General features: G+C 68.8%; 11 protein-coding genes. 5 read left to right on the top strand and 6 right to left on the bottom strand.

Annotated features, from left to right (window positions below):
* The 5 genes from dxs to hpnK form a co-directional block, all read left to right on the top strand.
* A partial coding sequence (dxs, locus tag CFR71_RS11235) for a 1-deoxy-D-xylulose-5-phosphate synthase (RefSeq protein WP_110531137.1) occupies positions 1 to 1432 on the top strand: 1432 nt, incomplete at its 5' end.
* Positions 1429 to 2091, top strand: a complete 663-nt coding sequence (locus tag CFR71_RS11230) for an MlaC/ttg2D family ABC transporter substrate-binding protein (RefSeq protein WP_110531125.1) — start codon at positions 1429 to 1431, stop codon at positions 2089 to 2091. The genes dxs and CFR71_RS11230, both read left to right, overlap by 4 nt.
* 69 nt (positions 2092 to 2160) lie before the next feature.
* A complete protein-coding gene (gene hpnI, locus CFR71_RS11225) occupies positions 2161 to 3339 on the top strand; it encodes a bacteriohopanetetrol glucosamine biosynthesis glycosyltransferase HpnI (RefSeq protein ID WP_110531135.1) in 1179 nt (392 codons plus the stop codon).
* Positions 3340 to 3434: 95 nt separating this feature from the next.
* Positions 3435 to 4859 (top strand): hopanoid biosynthesis associated radical SAM protein HpnJ, encoded by a 1425-nt coding sequence (gene hpnJ / locus CFR71_RS11220; RefSeq protein WP_110531123.1) that lies wholly within the window; start codon positions 3435 to 3437, stop codon positions 4857 to 4859.
* An 81-nt stretch (positions 4860 to 4940) separates the two neighbouring features.
* Positions 4941 to 5795 carry a hopanoid biosynthesis-associated protein HpnK gene (hpnK, locus tag CFR71_RS11215; protein WP_110531121.1) on the top strand — a complete coding sequence of 285 codons (855 nt, stop codon included), beginning with the start codon at positions 4941 to 4943 and terminating at the stop codon, positions 5793 to 5795.
* 161 nt (positions 5796 to 5956) lie between these two features.
* Here hpnK and trxA read toward each other — a convergent pair whose 3' ends face one another.
* From trxA to tsaE, 6 genes are all read right to left on the bottom strand, one after another.
* On the bottom strand, positions 5957 to 6286 hold the full coding sequence (trxA, locus tag CFR71_RS11210; protein ID WP_110531119.1) for a thioredoxin TrxA: 330 nt from the start codon (positions 6284 to 6286) through the stop codon (positions 5957 to 5959).
* Between the two features lie 190 nt (positions 6287 to 6476).
* Positions 6477 to 6671, bottom strand: coding sequence for a hypothetical protein (locus tag CFR71_RS11205; protein ID WP_133251139.1), 195 nt, complete (start codon positions 6669 to 6671; stop codon positions 6477 to 6479).
* 186 nt (positions 6672 to 6857) lie between these two features.
* On the bottom strand, positions 6858 to 10445 hold the full coding sequence (gene addA / locus CFR71_RS11200; RefSeq protein ID WP_110531115.1) for a double-strand break repair helicase AddA: 3588 nt from the start codon (positions 10443 to 10445) through the stop codon (positions 6858 to 6860).
* Entirely contained in the window at positions 10442 to 13468 is a 3027-nt protein-coding gene (addB, locus tag CFR71_RS11195; protein WP_110531113.1) for a double-strand break repair protein AddB, read from the bottom strand. The genes addA and addB overlap by 4 nt, the downstream gene beginning before the upstream one ends.
* Positions 13468 to 14238, bottom strand: coding sequence for a nucleotidyltransferase family protein (locus CFR71_RS11190; protein WP_110531111.1), 771 nt, complete (start codon positions 14236 to 14238; stop codon positions 13468 to 13470). The genes addB and CFR71_RS11190 overlap by 1 nt, the downstream gene beginning before the upstream one ends.
* Entirely contained in the window at positions 14235 to 14828 is a 594-nt protein-coding gene (gene tsaE, locus CFR71_RS11185) for a tRNA (adenosine(37)-N6)-threonylcarbamoyltransferase complex ATPase subunit type 1 TsaE (protein ID WP_275405112.1), read from the bottom strand. The genes CFR71_RS11190 and tsaE overlap by 4 nt, the downstream gene beginning before the upstream one ends.
* Positions 14829 to 15000: the final 172 nt, after the last annotated feature.

The following is a 15000-nucleotide window of genomic DNA, read 5'->3' as shown; positions in this document are numbered from 1 at the left end:
TAACGAGATGTCGATCGCCCCGCCCGTGGGCGCGATGTCGAGCTACCTTTCGCGGCTGATGTCCTCGCGCAAGTTCCTCAGCCTGCGCGACCTCGCCGCCAAGATGGCAAAGCGCCTGCCCGACCGGCTGGAGCGCACGGCGAAGAAGGCCGACGAATACGCGCGCGGCATCATCACCGGCGGCACCCTGTTCGAGGAGCTGGGCTTCTATTATGTCGGCCCTGTCGACGGGCATGACATGACGCAGTTGGTGCAGATCCTGCGCAACCTGCGCGATGCCGACGACCTGGGCCCCGTGCTGCTGCATGTCATCACGGAAAAGGGGCGCGGCTATACCCCGGCCGAGTCGGCGGGCGACAAGTACCATGCCGTCTCCAAGTTCAATGTCGTCACGGGCGAGCAGAAGAAGGGTCCGGCCGGGCCACCGTCCTATACATCCGTCTTCTCGCGCGAACTGCTGCGTCAGGCGGAGGCGGACGACCGCATCGTCGCGATCACGGCGGCGATGCCCTCGGGCACGGGGCTGGACAGGTTCGCCAAGGCGTTTCCCGACCGCTTCTTCGATGTCGGCATCGCCGAACAGCACGCCGTGACGTTCGCGGCGGGCCTTGCGACGGAGGGGATGCGCCCGTTCTGCGCGATCTATTCCACCTTCCTGCAGCGCGCCTATGACCAGGTGATGCATGACGTGGTGCTGCAGAACCTGCCGGTGCGCTTTGCCATCGACCGCGCGGGGCTGGTCGGCGCGGACGGCGCGACGCATGCGGGGGCGTTCGACCTGAACTATCTCGGCTGCCTGCCGGGCATCACCATCATGGCGCCCAGCAACGAGCTGGAGCTGCTGAACATGACCACGACGGCGGCGGCGTTCGACGAGGGGCCGATCGCCCTGCGTTACCCGCGTGGCGGCGGCATCGGCATCGACCTGCCGGCGGCGGGCCAGGTGCTGGAAATCGGGCGCGGGCGCATCGTGCGCGAGATGGCGCGTCAGTCGGGCCCGGAACGCGGGGGGATCGCGATCCTGTCGCTGGGCCCGCGCCTGGCGGAGGCGCTGAAGGCGGCCGACATGCTGGCGGCGCAGGGGCTGGCGCCGACGGTGGCCGACGCGCGCTTCGCCAAGCCGCTGGACACCGCGCTGATCGAGCAGCTGGCGCGCAACCATGCCGTGCTGATCACCATCGAGGAGGGCGCGCCCGGCGGGTTCGGCGCCTTCGTCATGATGCACCTTGCGAAAACCGGCCTGCTGGACCGCGTGCGTTTCCGCCCCATGGCCCTGCCCGACCGCTTCATCGACCACAACACCCAGACCGCCCAGTATCACGAGGCGGGCCTCGACGCGCAGGCGATCACCAATACCGCGCTGGAAGCGCTGGGTGTCGGAATCAGCATGACCCAGCCCTTGCTAAAGACGGCAATCGGACCGAAATCATGATCATTATGAAACATGTCCTGAAAACAACGTCTCTGGCGCTGTGCGCCGGGCTGGTGGCAGCGTCGGCGCTTCCGGCCCTGCCCGTCCTCATCCCTACGGCGCACGCGGCGGCCGCGTCCGATCCGCAGGCCCCCATCAAGGCGCTTTACGCCGAACTGACCCGCATCGAGGCCAAGAACAGTGGCTCGTTCGAGCAGCGGGCGCAGGAACTGGGGCCGGTCATCGACCGCGTCTATGACCTGGAGGCGATCCTGTCCTCCTCCATCGGGCCGCATTACGCCACCCTGTCGGCCGAGCAGAAGCAGACGCTGCTGGCAACGTTCCGCCAGTTCACCATCGCGCGCAACCTTTCCAGCTTCAAGCCCGGCGCCGACGCGCGTTTCACCATCAATCCCGCCGTCCGTGACGCGCCGGTTGGTGGCAACAAGATCGTCGATACCCAGATCGGATCATCCGATGACCCGTCCGGCACGGCGGTCAATTACGTCATGCACCTGAACGGGGCCAAGGGATATCAGGTCGTTGACGTCCTGCTGAATGGCAACATCAGCCAGGTCGGCATGCAGCATTCGGACTTCCGCAGCGCGCTGGCTGGCGGGAATGTGCAAAATCTGATCGATCTGTTACAGAAGAAGATCAAGGTCTTTTCGGCAGGATGACCCCTTGCCCGGGTTACAGGCCGGATTACCGATGTTATATCATGCACGCGCGACCCAGCCGGAAAGATGATGTCTGTTCTTAACGCCCTTGTCTCACCATCCGGTCTGGCCGCGACTGTCGCGGTGGCCGGGTGCGTACAGGCGACGCTAGGCACTTTTCTGGTCTCGCGCTTCCGCGTGCAGGAAAAAAGCGCCGATCAGGCGGTGCCCATGCCCCCGGTGACGGTGCTCAAGCCCCTGCATGGCGACGAACCCCTGCTGGAAGAAGCGCTCGAAAGCTTCTGCACGCAGGATTATCCCGCCATGCAGATCATCTTTGGCGTGCAGTCGGAAGATGATGCCGCCATCCCCATCGTGCGGCGGCTGCGCGAACGCCATCCCGCGCTGGACATCGAACTGGTCATCGACCCGACCTTTCACGGCATCAACCGCAAGATCGGCAACCTCATCAACATGATGACCCGCGCGCGTCATGACGTGCTGGTCATTTCCGATTCGGACATCCACGTGGCGCCCGATTACCTGCGCCATGTCGTCGGGGCGCTGGTTCCCGACCATGTCGGGCTGGTCACCACGCTTTACGCGGGCCTGCCCGCCTCGCCCACGCTGCCGCGCCTGCTGGCGGCGGGGCAGATCAACCACAATTTCCTGCCCGGCGTCATGCTGTCGCGCTATCTGGGGCGGCAGGACTGCCTTGGCGCGACGATGGCGCTGCGCCGGTCGATGCTGCAGGCCATCGGCGGGCTGGAGGCACTGGTCCCCCATGTCGCGGATGACGCGATGCTGGGCCGTTATGTCCGCGAGCAGGGCAAGGACATCGCCATCGCCGCGTGCATGACATGGACCACCGTGGGGGAAACCTCCCTGCGGGAGGTGCTGGCCCATGAACTGCGCTGGGGCCGGACGGTCAAGACGCTGGAACCGCTGGGCTATGCCGCGTCGGCCATCCAGCTTCCGCTGTTCTGGGCCACGCTGGCGGTGGTGCTTGCGCCGCATGCCACGTGGACATGGGTATTTTTCCTGTCCGTATGGGCGGCGCGTGCCGTGTGCGCGTTCATCATGGACCGCGCGCTGGCGCAGCGCAGCCTGATTCCATTGTTCCTGCTGCCACTGCGTGACTGGCTGTCGGCGGCCATCATGGTCGGCAGCGTGACAGGAACGCGCGTGGCATGGCGCGGACAGACTATGCACATTTCGCCACATTCCGCTATGACATCCCGATCACAACCTGCCTCCCCCGGTGACTGACCCCGCCGGGGCCGGGCAGGCCGAACCCAACCAGTCAAGGCAACTGCGGTCGCGCGGGGGAGTGAGCCCCTTTCAGACCCGAGGATTCGCGTAACATGATGAAGACCCTGTTTCTCCAGCCGCCTTCCTTCGACGGATTCGATGGCGGGGCCGGTTCCCGCTATCAGGCCAAGCGGGAAATCAAGTCGTTCTGGTATCCGACATGGCTGGCGCAGCCCGCCGCCATGGTGGAGGGCAGCCGCCTGATCGACGCGCCCCCCGCGCGCATGGGCATGGAACCGATCCTTGAGGACGTGCGCAACCGCGACCTCGTCATCATGCACACCTCCACCCCGTCCTTTGCCTCCGACGTGCGGGTGGCGCAGATGCTCAAGGACGCGAATCCATCGGTCAAGATCGGCATGGTCGGCGCGAAGGTCGCCGTGCAGCCGGAGGAAAGCCTGCTGAACGCCGCCCCGGTCGATTTCGTGGCGCGTAACGAGTTCGATTACACCATCAAGGAAATCGCCGAAGGCCGCGACTGGAAGGATGTCGATGGCATCACGTGGCGCGATCCCAACGGCAAGATCATTTCCAACCGCGACCGCGCGATGATCGAGGACATGGACAGCCTGCCGTTCGTGACCGAAGTGTACAAGCGTGACCTGAAGATCGAGGATTACTTCATCGGTTACCTGATGCACCCCTACATCTCGATCTATACCGGTCGCGGGTGCAAGTCGCGCTGCACGTTCTGCCTGTGGCCGCAGACGGTGGGCGGCCATCACTACCGCACCCGCAGCCCCGAACACGTGGCGGCCGAAATCCGCCTCGCGCGGCAGTATTTCCCGCAGGTGAAGGAATTCTTCTTCGACGACGACACCTTCACCGACGACCTGCCCCGCGCCGAGGCCATTGCCCGCGAACTGGGCAAGATGGGCGTCACCTGGTCGTGCAACGCCAAGGCGAACGTGCCGCGCAAGACGCTGGAGGTCCTGAAGGAAAACGGCCTGCGCCTGCTGCTGGTGGGGTATGAAAGCGGCAACCAGCAGATCCTGCACAACATCAAGAAGGGCATGCGGGTCGAGGTCGCGCGCGAGTTCACCAAGAACTGCCACGAGCTCGGCATCAAGATCCATGGCACCTTCATCCTCGGCCTGCCGGGCGAGACGAAGGAAACCATTCAGGAAACCATCAAGTTCGCGACCGAAATCAACCCGCACACGCTGCAGGTTTCGCTGGCCGCCCCCTATCCGGGGACGTTCCTGCACAAGCAGGCGACGGAAAATGGCTGGCTGGATGCAAGCAACGCGGAACTGATCGATGAAAACGGCGTGCAGATCGCGCCGCTGCATTACCCGCACCTGTCGCACACCGAAATCTTCAACAGTGTCGAGGATTTCTACCGGAAGTTCTATTTCCGCGCGCCGAAGATCGCCTCCATCGTGGGCGAGATGGTGCGTTCGCCCCAGATGATGAAGCGTCGCCTGCGCGAGGGGGTGGAGTTCTTCCAGTTCCTGCGCGAACGTCGCGCGGCCTGATCGCCATCACACATTTTTTGCGCCGGGACCCACGGGTTCCGGCGTTTTTTCTGGTATCGTCACATCCGGTTTCCTGCCCAAATGAAACGCGTCATCATATCCGCCGATGATTTCGGCCTGTCGGAAGAGGTGAATGAAGCTGTCGAGATCGCGCATCGCGACGGCCTGCTGTCCACCGCCAGCCTGATGGTCGCTGGTCCCGCGGCGGAGGACGCGATCCGGCGCGCGAAACGCCTGCCGGACCTGCGGGTGGGGCTGCATCTGGTCGCGATCGAGGGACCGGCCACCCTGCCGCCGGCGGAAATCCCGCTGCTGGTGCCGCAGGACGGGCAGTTCCCGTCGGACCAGCTGAAGCTCGGGATCGAATATTTCTTCCGCCCTGCCGTGCGGCGCGAACTGGCCGCCGAAATCGAGGCCCAGTTCCGGGCCTTTTCACGCACCGGGCTGGCGCTGGACCATGCCAACGCGCACAAGCACATGCACCTGCATCCCACGGTCGGGCGTTACATGATCGAAAGCGGGCTGCGCCATGGGCTGCGCGCGGTGCGCGTGCCGCTGGAACCGCCCGAGCCGCTGTTCGCGGCGGGCACCTATGCCGATACGCTGGGCGATGCGGCGCTGCGCCGCTGGACCCGGCTGCTGCGCCATCAGGCGCATAAGGCGGGACTGGTGACAAACGACTGGTGCTTTGGCCTGGCGTGGAGCGGCCACATGACGACGGAGCGTGTCTCCGCCCTTGCGGCGCACCTGCCGGACGGCCTGTCGGAAATCTATTTCCATCCCGCCACGGCCAAGAACAGACTGCTGCAGCGCCTGATGCCGACCTATGAACATGTGGCGGAATTCGAAACGCTGTGCAGTCCCGGCCTGCGCGCGGGCCTGCGCCATGCGGGGGCGACCCCGACGACATGGACGGACGTGGCGCGCGCGGCATAGCATTTCAGGGGCGTTGCCCCAAATGCCACGGACTCCTGGAAACCAATAATTTCAGACAGTTCAGGGTGCAGGGAGCAAGCTCCCTGCCGGGTCCGGGCAGCGCCCGGAGGGGTCATGCACGCAACAGCGTTGCACGCCGGTAATCAGGGACGTTTCCCTCTTCAGGCAAGGCTGGCCTTCACCCATTCCTTGAGCTGCGTCTTGGGGGCCGCGCCGACCTTGTCCGCGACCACCTTGCCGCCCTTGAACAGCAGCAGCGTCGGAATGCCGCGCACGCCATAGGTGTTCGGGGTTTCGGGGTTTTCATCGATGTTGACCTTGACCACCTTCAGCTTGCCCTTGAACTCCGCGCCGATTTCTTCCAGTGCGGGGGCGACCATCTTGCACGGCCCGCACCATTCGGCCCAGAAATCGACCAGCACGGGCTCGCTGGATTCCAGCACCTGCGACTTGAATTCGGCGTCTTTGACGGCGACGGTGTTCTCGCTCATAGCATCACTCCTTTTCGTCGCGGCGGAACCCGCGACGTTATCAGCTTCCTTGCACATGGCGAGCCTGGGGCGCGGGGTCAAGTCATTGCCGCATCCACGCCCCTGCGCATCGGGGCGCATCGGGCGCGAAAGCCGTCCCCCTGCCACGGTGCCACCCGCACCTGCCACCGGATCGTGGATGCGTCGGCCCCTATGCCCCGACCTGTCCGGCCTGTTCCTTTTTCCAGCCCTTCCATCCCTCCCACAGGCCATAAGCGACGCCGCAGACGCACAGGGCAAGCAGCGGGATGAAGATGAAATTCAGCACCGTGACATTGATGTGAACGGGATGCCGGGCCGTCCAGCTCCCGACCCAGAAACCGGCAGCCGGACATATGGCGGGCACTATTTTCCAGATATTGCCGGATTTCATTGCAATTCCCCCTTCATCCCCAAACAAGGCCCCGAAACCGTAATAGACTGCCTGAAAAGCCACTATTCCAGCAAAAAAACTGCAATCATGGGAAAGTTTCTGGTGAAGTGTTGTTGAAAAAAGGGGGCACCCGAAAACTTTTATACTTTCATCAACAGGTTACTGTATCCGCGCCGGGGCATTGGCCGCGACCAGCGCATCGGGCAGGACGCTGACGCGCACGTCCTCCGTCCAGACAAGGATGCAGGTGATCGCGCGCCCCGGATACAGCGCGCGCAGCAACGCGCGATAGGACGCCATCTGCCGCAGGTACAGCACCGGCGTATCCTCGACACGGGCGGGGGGCTGGCGGTTGGTCTTGAAATCGCACAGCAGCACCTCATTGTCGGTTACCGCCATGCGATCGACCTGCCCCACGATCACCGTATCGCCCACCACGCCAGCCAATGGCTGTTCCGCGCGGCTGCCGGCGGCGAACAGGGGCGCCATGGCGGGCATGTCCATCACCGCCATCACCTGCGTCGCGATGCGTTCGCACTGCGCGGGCGACAGGTCGCTGCCACGCCGCGACAGCCACGCGCGCGCCACGCCAGCGCGCGCTGCCGGGGCGCAGTCGGGCAGGTACTGCAACAGGGCATGCACCATCTGTCCGCGCCGCAGCGCGTTCATCCGCCGCGTGCCCGCGCCCGGCCCGCCGGTCCCGGCGCGCGCGATCTCCAGCGGGGAGCGCACGGCGGGCTGCGGCCCAAGGGCGACGTCATCGGGACGGCTGGGGGCCAGCGGCCGCGCCAGCGGTCCTTCGACCGGCGGCGCAACAGGCGTCCAGTCGGGGGCCGACCCCATCCATCGCGGCAGCGGCGCGGGCGCGGCCGGGACGGCGGCCTGCGCCACGGGGGCGGCGGGACGCGGGGCGTAGGCTTCCTCGATCACCAGTGTCTCGCCCGGCCATCCCATGGCAAAGGGCTCGCGCTTCGCCCCCTCCGCCTCGAACGCCTGGCGGCACAGGTCGTACCAGCTGTCCTCCGGCACGCCACGGCGCGGTTCCCACCCGCATATCACCAGCCGCTCGCTCGCGCGGGTCAGGGCGACATACAGCAGGCGGTTATACTCCTCCACCGCCGCAAGCCGCAGATGTTCCTGCAGTTCCTGCGTCACCCCGGTGCCCAGTTCGCGGCGCGGCACCCACAGCGGGATTTCCAGCCCCTCCTGCCCGTCGCGCGCCCACAGCAGGCCGCTGTCGAAACGCGGGGTGCCCACCGTGTCGGGCAGGATGACAAGACGCGCCTGCAGCCCCTTGGACCCGTGGGCGGTCATGACGCGCACCATGTCGGCGCTGGCGTCGGGTTCGCGCTTCACCGTCTCGGCCGAGGCATGGAGCCAGTGCAGGAAGCCCTGCAGCGACAGGACATGCGTTTCCTCGAACCTCAGCGCCGCCGACAGCAGTTCATCGACCGGCTCCACCGCCTCCGGCCCCAGCCGCGCCAGCAGCCGCGCGCGTCCGCCCAGCGGGCCCAGCGCCTCGGACAGCAGGGCATAGGGGGAGGCATAATCCACCTTGCCGAACAGGGTGTCGAGCATCCGCCACGCCCGCGTCCAGTCGGGGCGTTCGGCGTGCCGCGCGCGCAGCACCGCCCACAGGGGCCGCCCGTCCCGCCCGGTCGAAAGCCGCATCAGGCTGTCATCATCCAGCCCCCCCAGCGGCGAGGTCAGGACGCAGGCCAGCGTCAGGTCATCCTGCGGCAGCAGCAGCGCCGCGCACAGCGCCATCAGGTCACGCACCGCCAGCTGGTCCGTCAGCACCGTGCGCACCAGCGTCGCCACGGGCACGTCGTGGGTCTTGAGCGCGCGGATCAGCGCGCGTGCAAAGGCGGAGCGGCGCGGCACGAGGATCAGCACGTCACCGGGCGCAAGCGGCGGCTGCCCCGCGGCGGGCGCACGGCGCAGTTCGCGCGCGATCCACGCCGCCAGCGTATCGGCCAGCTGCTGCTGCGCCGTGGACTGTCCCGCGTTGCGGGTGGGCGCGCGCCAGGGATCGGCTTCCTCCCCGTCCTCGGTCGCCGGGGTGACGGGCCACAGCTCGACCCGGCCGCCGCCGCCGGGGCGCGCGGTGACATGGGTGGGAATGCCGCTGTCGGGTTCGGCCACGCCGCGCGCGGCGGCGGGGATGGAAAACACCCGGTCCACCAGCGCCAGCACCGGCGTGGTCGAACGGAACGACACCGTCAGCGCGGGTTCGCGCCAGTGCGCGCCCGCGTTGCGCGCCTGCCGGCGGAAATGTTCACGCCAGCGGCGAAATGCCTCGGGGTCGGCACCCTGAAAGGAATAGATCGACTGCTTGTAATCCCCCACGGCGAAGATCGTGCGCGGCGGGGCGTCAGGCGTGCGCGTGCCCTCGCCGGCAAAGAACTCCGCCGTCAGGCCGCCCGCGATGGCCCACTGTTCGGGGGAGGTATCCTGCACCTCGTCCAGAAGCAGGTGGTCGATCCCGCCATCGAGCTTGTACAGCACCCACGCCGCCCCCGGATCGCGCAGCAGCCCCAGCGTGCGTTCGATCAGGTCGTCATAATCCACCAGCCCCTGCCCGGTCTTGCGCGCGGCATATCCCTCCAGCACCGGGACCGCGACCGACAGCAGGGCGCGGCTGAGGTCGCAGACCGTGATCGCGCGCAGTTCCGCCTCCACGTCCAGGACGCGCTGCGCCTCCGCCATCAGGGCGTCGCCGATTTCGGGATATTTCGCATCCAGCTTCGGGTTCAGGCCCCCGCGCTTGCGCGGGTTGCCCTCGCGCGTCAGCAGGCCGGCGCGCCAGTCGTCCCACCGTGCGATACGCGCGTCCACCCCCTCGCCCAGCCACGCCAGCATCTCCGCCGCCGCCGCGCGCACCTTGGTCGATCCTTCCTCCATGACCGTAACCAGCCCCGCGCGCAGCGCCTCCTCGCCGGGGATGCTGGCGCAGGCATCGCGCAGGATGGCCGCCGCGTCGTCGCCGCGCACGCCCAGCACCCGGCGCAGCGCCGCGTTCACCGCCGTGGGATCGGCACGCCAGGATTCGGCCACCCGGTGGAACTGCCGCAGCCGCGCCTGAAGCCGCGTGAGCAGCAGGGTGAAATTCGTCACCCCCACCTGCCCCGCAAGGGTGGCGATGGCAGGACCGCCCCGGCCGATCACGTCCTCCACCGCGCCACGCAGCGCAAGGCGCGCGTCCGTTTCCTCCACCAGCGTGAAATGCGGGCTGATCGCCGCCTCCACCGGGAAACGCCGCAGCAGCGACTGGCAGAAGGCGTGGATCGTGCCGATGCGCATGCCGCCGGGCAGGTCAAGGACGCGGGCGAACAGTTCGCGCGCCACCTGCCGGGTCCGCGCCTCCGCCGGGACGAACAGGCCGCGCAGTTCGGCGTCCAGTTCCCCATCCGGCAGCGTCACCCACCGTCCCAGCCGGTTCTGCAGGCGAATGGCCATTTCGGCGGCCGCCGCCTTGGTAAAGGTCAGGCACAGGATACGCGCCGGGTCCGACCCCGGCAGCAGCACCGCATTCCCCTGCGCGTCACGCGCCGGGCGCGGCAGCATCAGCCGCAAAAGCCGGTCGATCAGCAGCTTTGTCTTGCCACTGCCGGCGGAGGCCGACACGAAGACCGAGGTCTGCGGGTCGGACGCCTGCGCCTGGCTTTCATTGGCAAGCGTGATCGCATCGGGCGGGATCGCGCCGGGGACCAGCCTGTCGGGTCCGACCGTATCGGGGGGCGTCATCCCATGTCCTCCTCACGCGCGGCACTCCATTCCGCGACACGCGCCAGATGCGCGTAATCGGCAAAGCGCGGTTCCTCCCCCGGATAGGGATGCGACAGGTAAGGCTGCTGCGGATCGTCATAGGCGGCGATCAGCCCGCGCAGCCCGGCGCGGCATCCCGCGATCAGCTCCGACAGTTTCTCGCCCCGCGCGATGTCGAGCGCCTGCGCCGCGACATGGCCGCCCGTCAGCCGCCAGTACACCAGCTCCGTCACCCGTCCCGCCGCCTGCGGGGCAAAGCCCCCGGCCTCGATCATCGCGGCCTCCAGCACCAGCTGCGACTGCCATCCCGCCATCACGCTGCGCAGCGTCGGCAGGGTCCCGGTCTTGTAATCGAACAGGCTCAGCCCCCCGTCCGCGTCGCGGTCGATCCGGTCGGCCCGGCCACGCAGGGTAAAGGCGCCAAAGGAAAAGCCCGACAGCTCCATCCGTCCCGACAGTTCGGTCATGACGACGCGCGGCGCGCCATCGGCCCGGCGCGCGGCCTCGGTCATCGCGCACCACCGAGCGATCCGTCCCAGACGCGGCGCCCACCACGCCGCCAGCGCCGGGCGCAGCCGCGCCTCGGCCAGTACCTCGTCAAAGGTGGCGAGCATCCGCGCCTCCCCATCCTCGGGCCAGTGGTCGGGATGGCGGGTGAACCAGCGTTCCAGCGCGGCATGCACGATTTCCCCGTAATCGGCGGCGTCGGCCATTTCCTCAAGGTCCGCGAGGCGTTTCAGCCCGAGGACGCGCCGGGCGTAAATGGCATAGGGATCGCGCATCCATGTCTCGATTTCCGTCACCGACAGGCTGCGCGGGCGCAGGGCCACGGGCGGGCACGGACGCGGCGGGGCCACGGGCGCGGGCGCGCCGGGCGGGCGGTCCAGCTGTTCCAGCCACGACAGGGCGGGATGCGCCGGCAGGCTGGCCCCGCGCCCGGAAAGGTAGGCGTCAAGCCGCACCATCCAGCGGGCGGCCACGGTGGGCGCGCCCTGCCGCCGGCCCGGCACCGACAGGACAACCCGGGGGGCCGCGCAGGCGCAGGCGATGAAGTCGTGCGCCGCCTGCCCGATGGCGCATTCGGGCGACGGCAGGCAGATGCGCGCGCGCATCGGGCGGCTCATCCACGGGCCGGGGTCGGTCGCGGGCGGCCAGACGGTTTCCACCAGCCCGCCCAGCACAAGGGTCCCCGCCGTCTGCAGCCGCGCCTCCAGCAGGCCCCAGATGAAGACGCGCGGATGCGCCGCCGCCTGTTCGCGCCCGCGCAGGGCGCGGCGTCCATGCACGCTGACCCCCGCCAGCGACGACGCCACCAGCCCGTCCAGCGCGCCGATACGCTGCGCCGGCAGGACGTCGCACCATGTCAGCATCTCCGCCAGGTGCTGGCCCAGCGCGTTGCCTTCCTCCCCCGACCACAGGCGCGACGCCCCGTCCGCGTCATCGGTGGTGGCCAGCGCCTGCCCCACCTCGATCAGCGCGGACAGCAGGTCCACCACCTCCGCCGGGGCTGATGCATGCGAAAGCAGCGGCGCGAGGGCCGCCTCCAGCCGGTCGATAAAGGCTGAAAGTTCCTGCGGCGCGTCGGGCGCATCGGCCAGCGCGCCGTATTCATCGGCCGTCGCGCGCGACAGCGCCGCGCGCAGCCCCGCGATGCCCGGCGGCGGGGCGGGGCCACGCAGGACCGCGCGTTCCAGAAGGCGCGCCGACGCGCGGCAGTTCCCCGGCGACAGGCCACACGCCGCCAGCGGATGCTTGAGCATCGACAGGAGGGCGACGGGCGAAAGGCCGCCATCGACGGCCTGCGCGATCAGGCGCAGGAACGTCGCCTGCGGCGTGGTCGCCAGCCCCTCGCCCGCGCTGTCATCGGCCACGACGCCCCAGCGCGCCAGTTCGGTCGCAACCCGCCCCGCCAGCGCCCGGTCCGGCGTGACAAGGGCCGCGACATGCCCGCGCCGTTCAATGGCGTGACGCAGGATCAGGGCGATGGCAGCGGCCTCCTCCTGCTGGTCGGCGGCATGCAGGACCGACAGCCCCTCCAGCGCGGGGGCGGGCGCGGGGTCAAGCCACCGCCCCAGCGCGGGCGCGGGCAGAAGTGCCGCGGACAGCAGCGCGGCGCGACCGGCGGGGGCGGCCGCCGCGCATCCCGGCGGTAGTTCGTCCCAGACGCCGAGCATGTCGCGCGTCACCCCCAGGTCGCGGAGCATGCGCGCGGTCCCGGCCTGCGGATGGCCCGGCGGCAGCGCCTGCCACGTCTCCTCCTCCATCCCGAGGTCGACCGGCGGCAGCACCAGGCGGCCATCGGGCATGTCGAGCACCGTGCGCAGCACCGCAATGGTGGAGGGAACGGCATCCGCGAACCCCGCCGCCCACAGCCTCTGCCCGGCGGGCAGCGGGTTTTCGCGCCAGTGCGCGGCCTGCGCATGCAAAAGCGCGACCTGCCGGGCCACGGGGTTCATCACGCCCTGTTCCTCCAGCCAGGCGGGCCAGGCGGAGGTGACGATCGACAGGAATTTCAGCGTCAGGTGCCAGTGCTGCGCGAAATCGCCATCCGCCGCTTCGGGCAGGCGTTCGCGCAGGTCGCATTCCGCCCATTCCGCCTCGTCCATCAGGTCAGCCAGCGCGCGCGCCAGCGGCCATGCCTGATCAACGGTGCGCACGTCACCGAACGCCTCGCCCGCCTGCAGCACCAGCAGGGTCAGCGTCGCAAGGCGGCGGACGGTTTCCACGGCGGGGGGCAGTTCCAGCGCGGCCTCCCCCGACAGGGCGAGCGCCGCCTCGTCCAGCGCGGCGATGGGCGCTATGCGCGGCAGCAGCAGGGCGCGGCCGTCGGCGCGGCGCAGGAATGCCTCCGTCAGGGCGCGGGCCGCGCGGCGGCTGGGCAGCAGGATCAGGCCCGCGCCGGTACGCTGCGGGTCGTCATCGACCTCCGCCATCCAGCGCGCGGCAAGCTGGTCAAGGAAGGGCACATGATGGGCGACGGTGACGATGGCGGGAGCGGACATCAGCCGTGCACGTCCGGGCTGTCATGATCGGGGTCGAGCGTCCGGCGCAGCGTCGCCTCCGCCGCCTCGATATCGCGCGGGCGCGACAGGTGGAACCACAGCGAATCATGGACGATCATCCCCAGCCGCCCGCGCGCCATCGCGCGGTCCCACAGCAGGTTCAGGCTGAACGCCCCGTCCGGCGCGCCGTCGAACAGCGCGGGGGAGACGATCTGCACCCCGGTATAGACATAGGGCGTCAGTTCATCCTCCTTCGGCCTGCGCGGCCTGCCATGCGCGTCCACGGCGAAATCGCCGCGCCCGACCTCCCCCACCGCGCGGGTCGTCGCCCCCAGCAGCAGCATCGCGTCCATCGTGTCAGGATCGAACGCCGCCGCCAGACGGCGCAGCGCCGCGTGCGGGCCATTGAGCCACATCGCATCGCCATTGAGCAGGAAGAACGGCCCCGGCCCGATCTGTCCCGCGCGCAGGGCGGCGGCGGCACTTCCCCCCGTCTCCAGCAGCGTATCCTCGCGCCGCAGGATGGTGCGCGGCCCGTCGCCCGCCGCCCGCCGGGCCTCCAGCGTGGCAGCCACCATGTCGGCGTGCCAGTGGGCGTTGACCACGACGCGGCCGACGCCCGCGCGGTCCAGCCGGTCCAGCGCGTGCTCCAGGATGGACTGCCCGCCCACCTTCAGCAGGGGCTTGGGGGTCGCCTCGCTCAGCGGGCGCATCCGCCGGCCCATCCCGGCGGCAAAGATCATCGCCGTGTGTGGCATCTCCACGCTCATCCCCGTCCTCCTGCATCTATCATGCGCGCGGCCGCGTGCGCATGCGCGCCCCAGCCACGCAGAATGGCGTCCCGCCCGCCATCGGCGCGCACCACCAGGTCGATGCCGCGCGCATCAGGCGGCGCAAGGGCGCCCAGCCGTTCGGGCCATTCCACCAGCACGATCCCCTCGCACGCGTCATCCCAGCCCAGTTCCACCAGCGCGTCGGGACCATCCAGACGCCACAGGTCGAAATGCGATACTTCCACCCCTGATGCGTCCCCCCCCGATGCATCCCCCCCGGGCGCGTCATAGGTCTGCACCAGGGTATAGGACGGGCTTGGCACCTCCATCGCCGCGTCATTGCACAATGCCCGCAGCAGCGCGCGCGCCAGCGTCGTCTTGCCCGCGCCCAGATCCCCGCGCAGCAGCACCACGTCCCCCGCGCCCAGCGCCGGGGCCAGCGCGCGGCCCAGCGCCATCGTCGCCGCGTCATCGGGCAGGACGATGCGCAGCGTACCGGCATCCGCTGCCCCGGTATCTGCCGCCGGGGCCGCTGTCGAATCCGGTGCCGAAGCCGCCATCGAGGCGGGCGGGCGGGGTGGTTTCATGTCCGTCTCCCTCATTGCCGCATATTGTGCGCCCTTGCCCCCCGCCCAGACAAGCGGACAACCAGACAAGCGGACAAGATGAAACCGCCGCCCGCGACCGGCGCTGACGCCGGGGTGCATTTTCGCATGCGCCGTCCCCTTTTTGTGGGTTGCGCTGGTGCGCCGCGCAACG

It is taken from the genome of Novacetimonas pomaceti, assembly GCF_003207955.1.
GTDB lineage: Bacteria > Pseudomonadota > Alphaproteobacteria > Acetobacterales > Acetobacteraceae > Novacetimonas > Novacetimonas pomaceti.
Note: the sequence above shows the minus strand (reverse complement) of the source record. Positions and strands in the feature narration are given on the sequence as shown.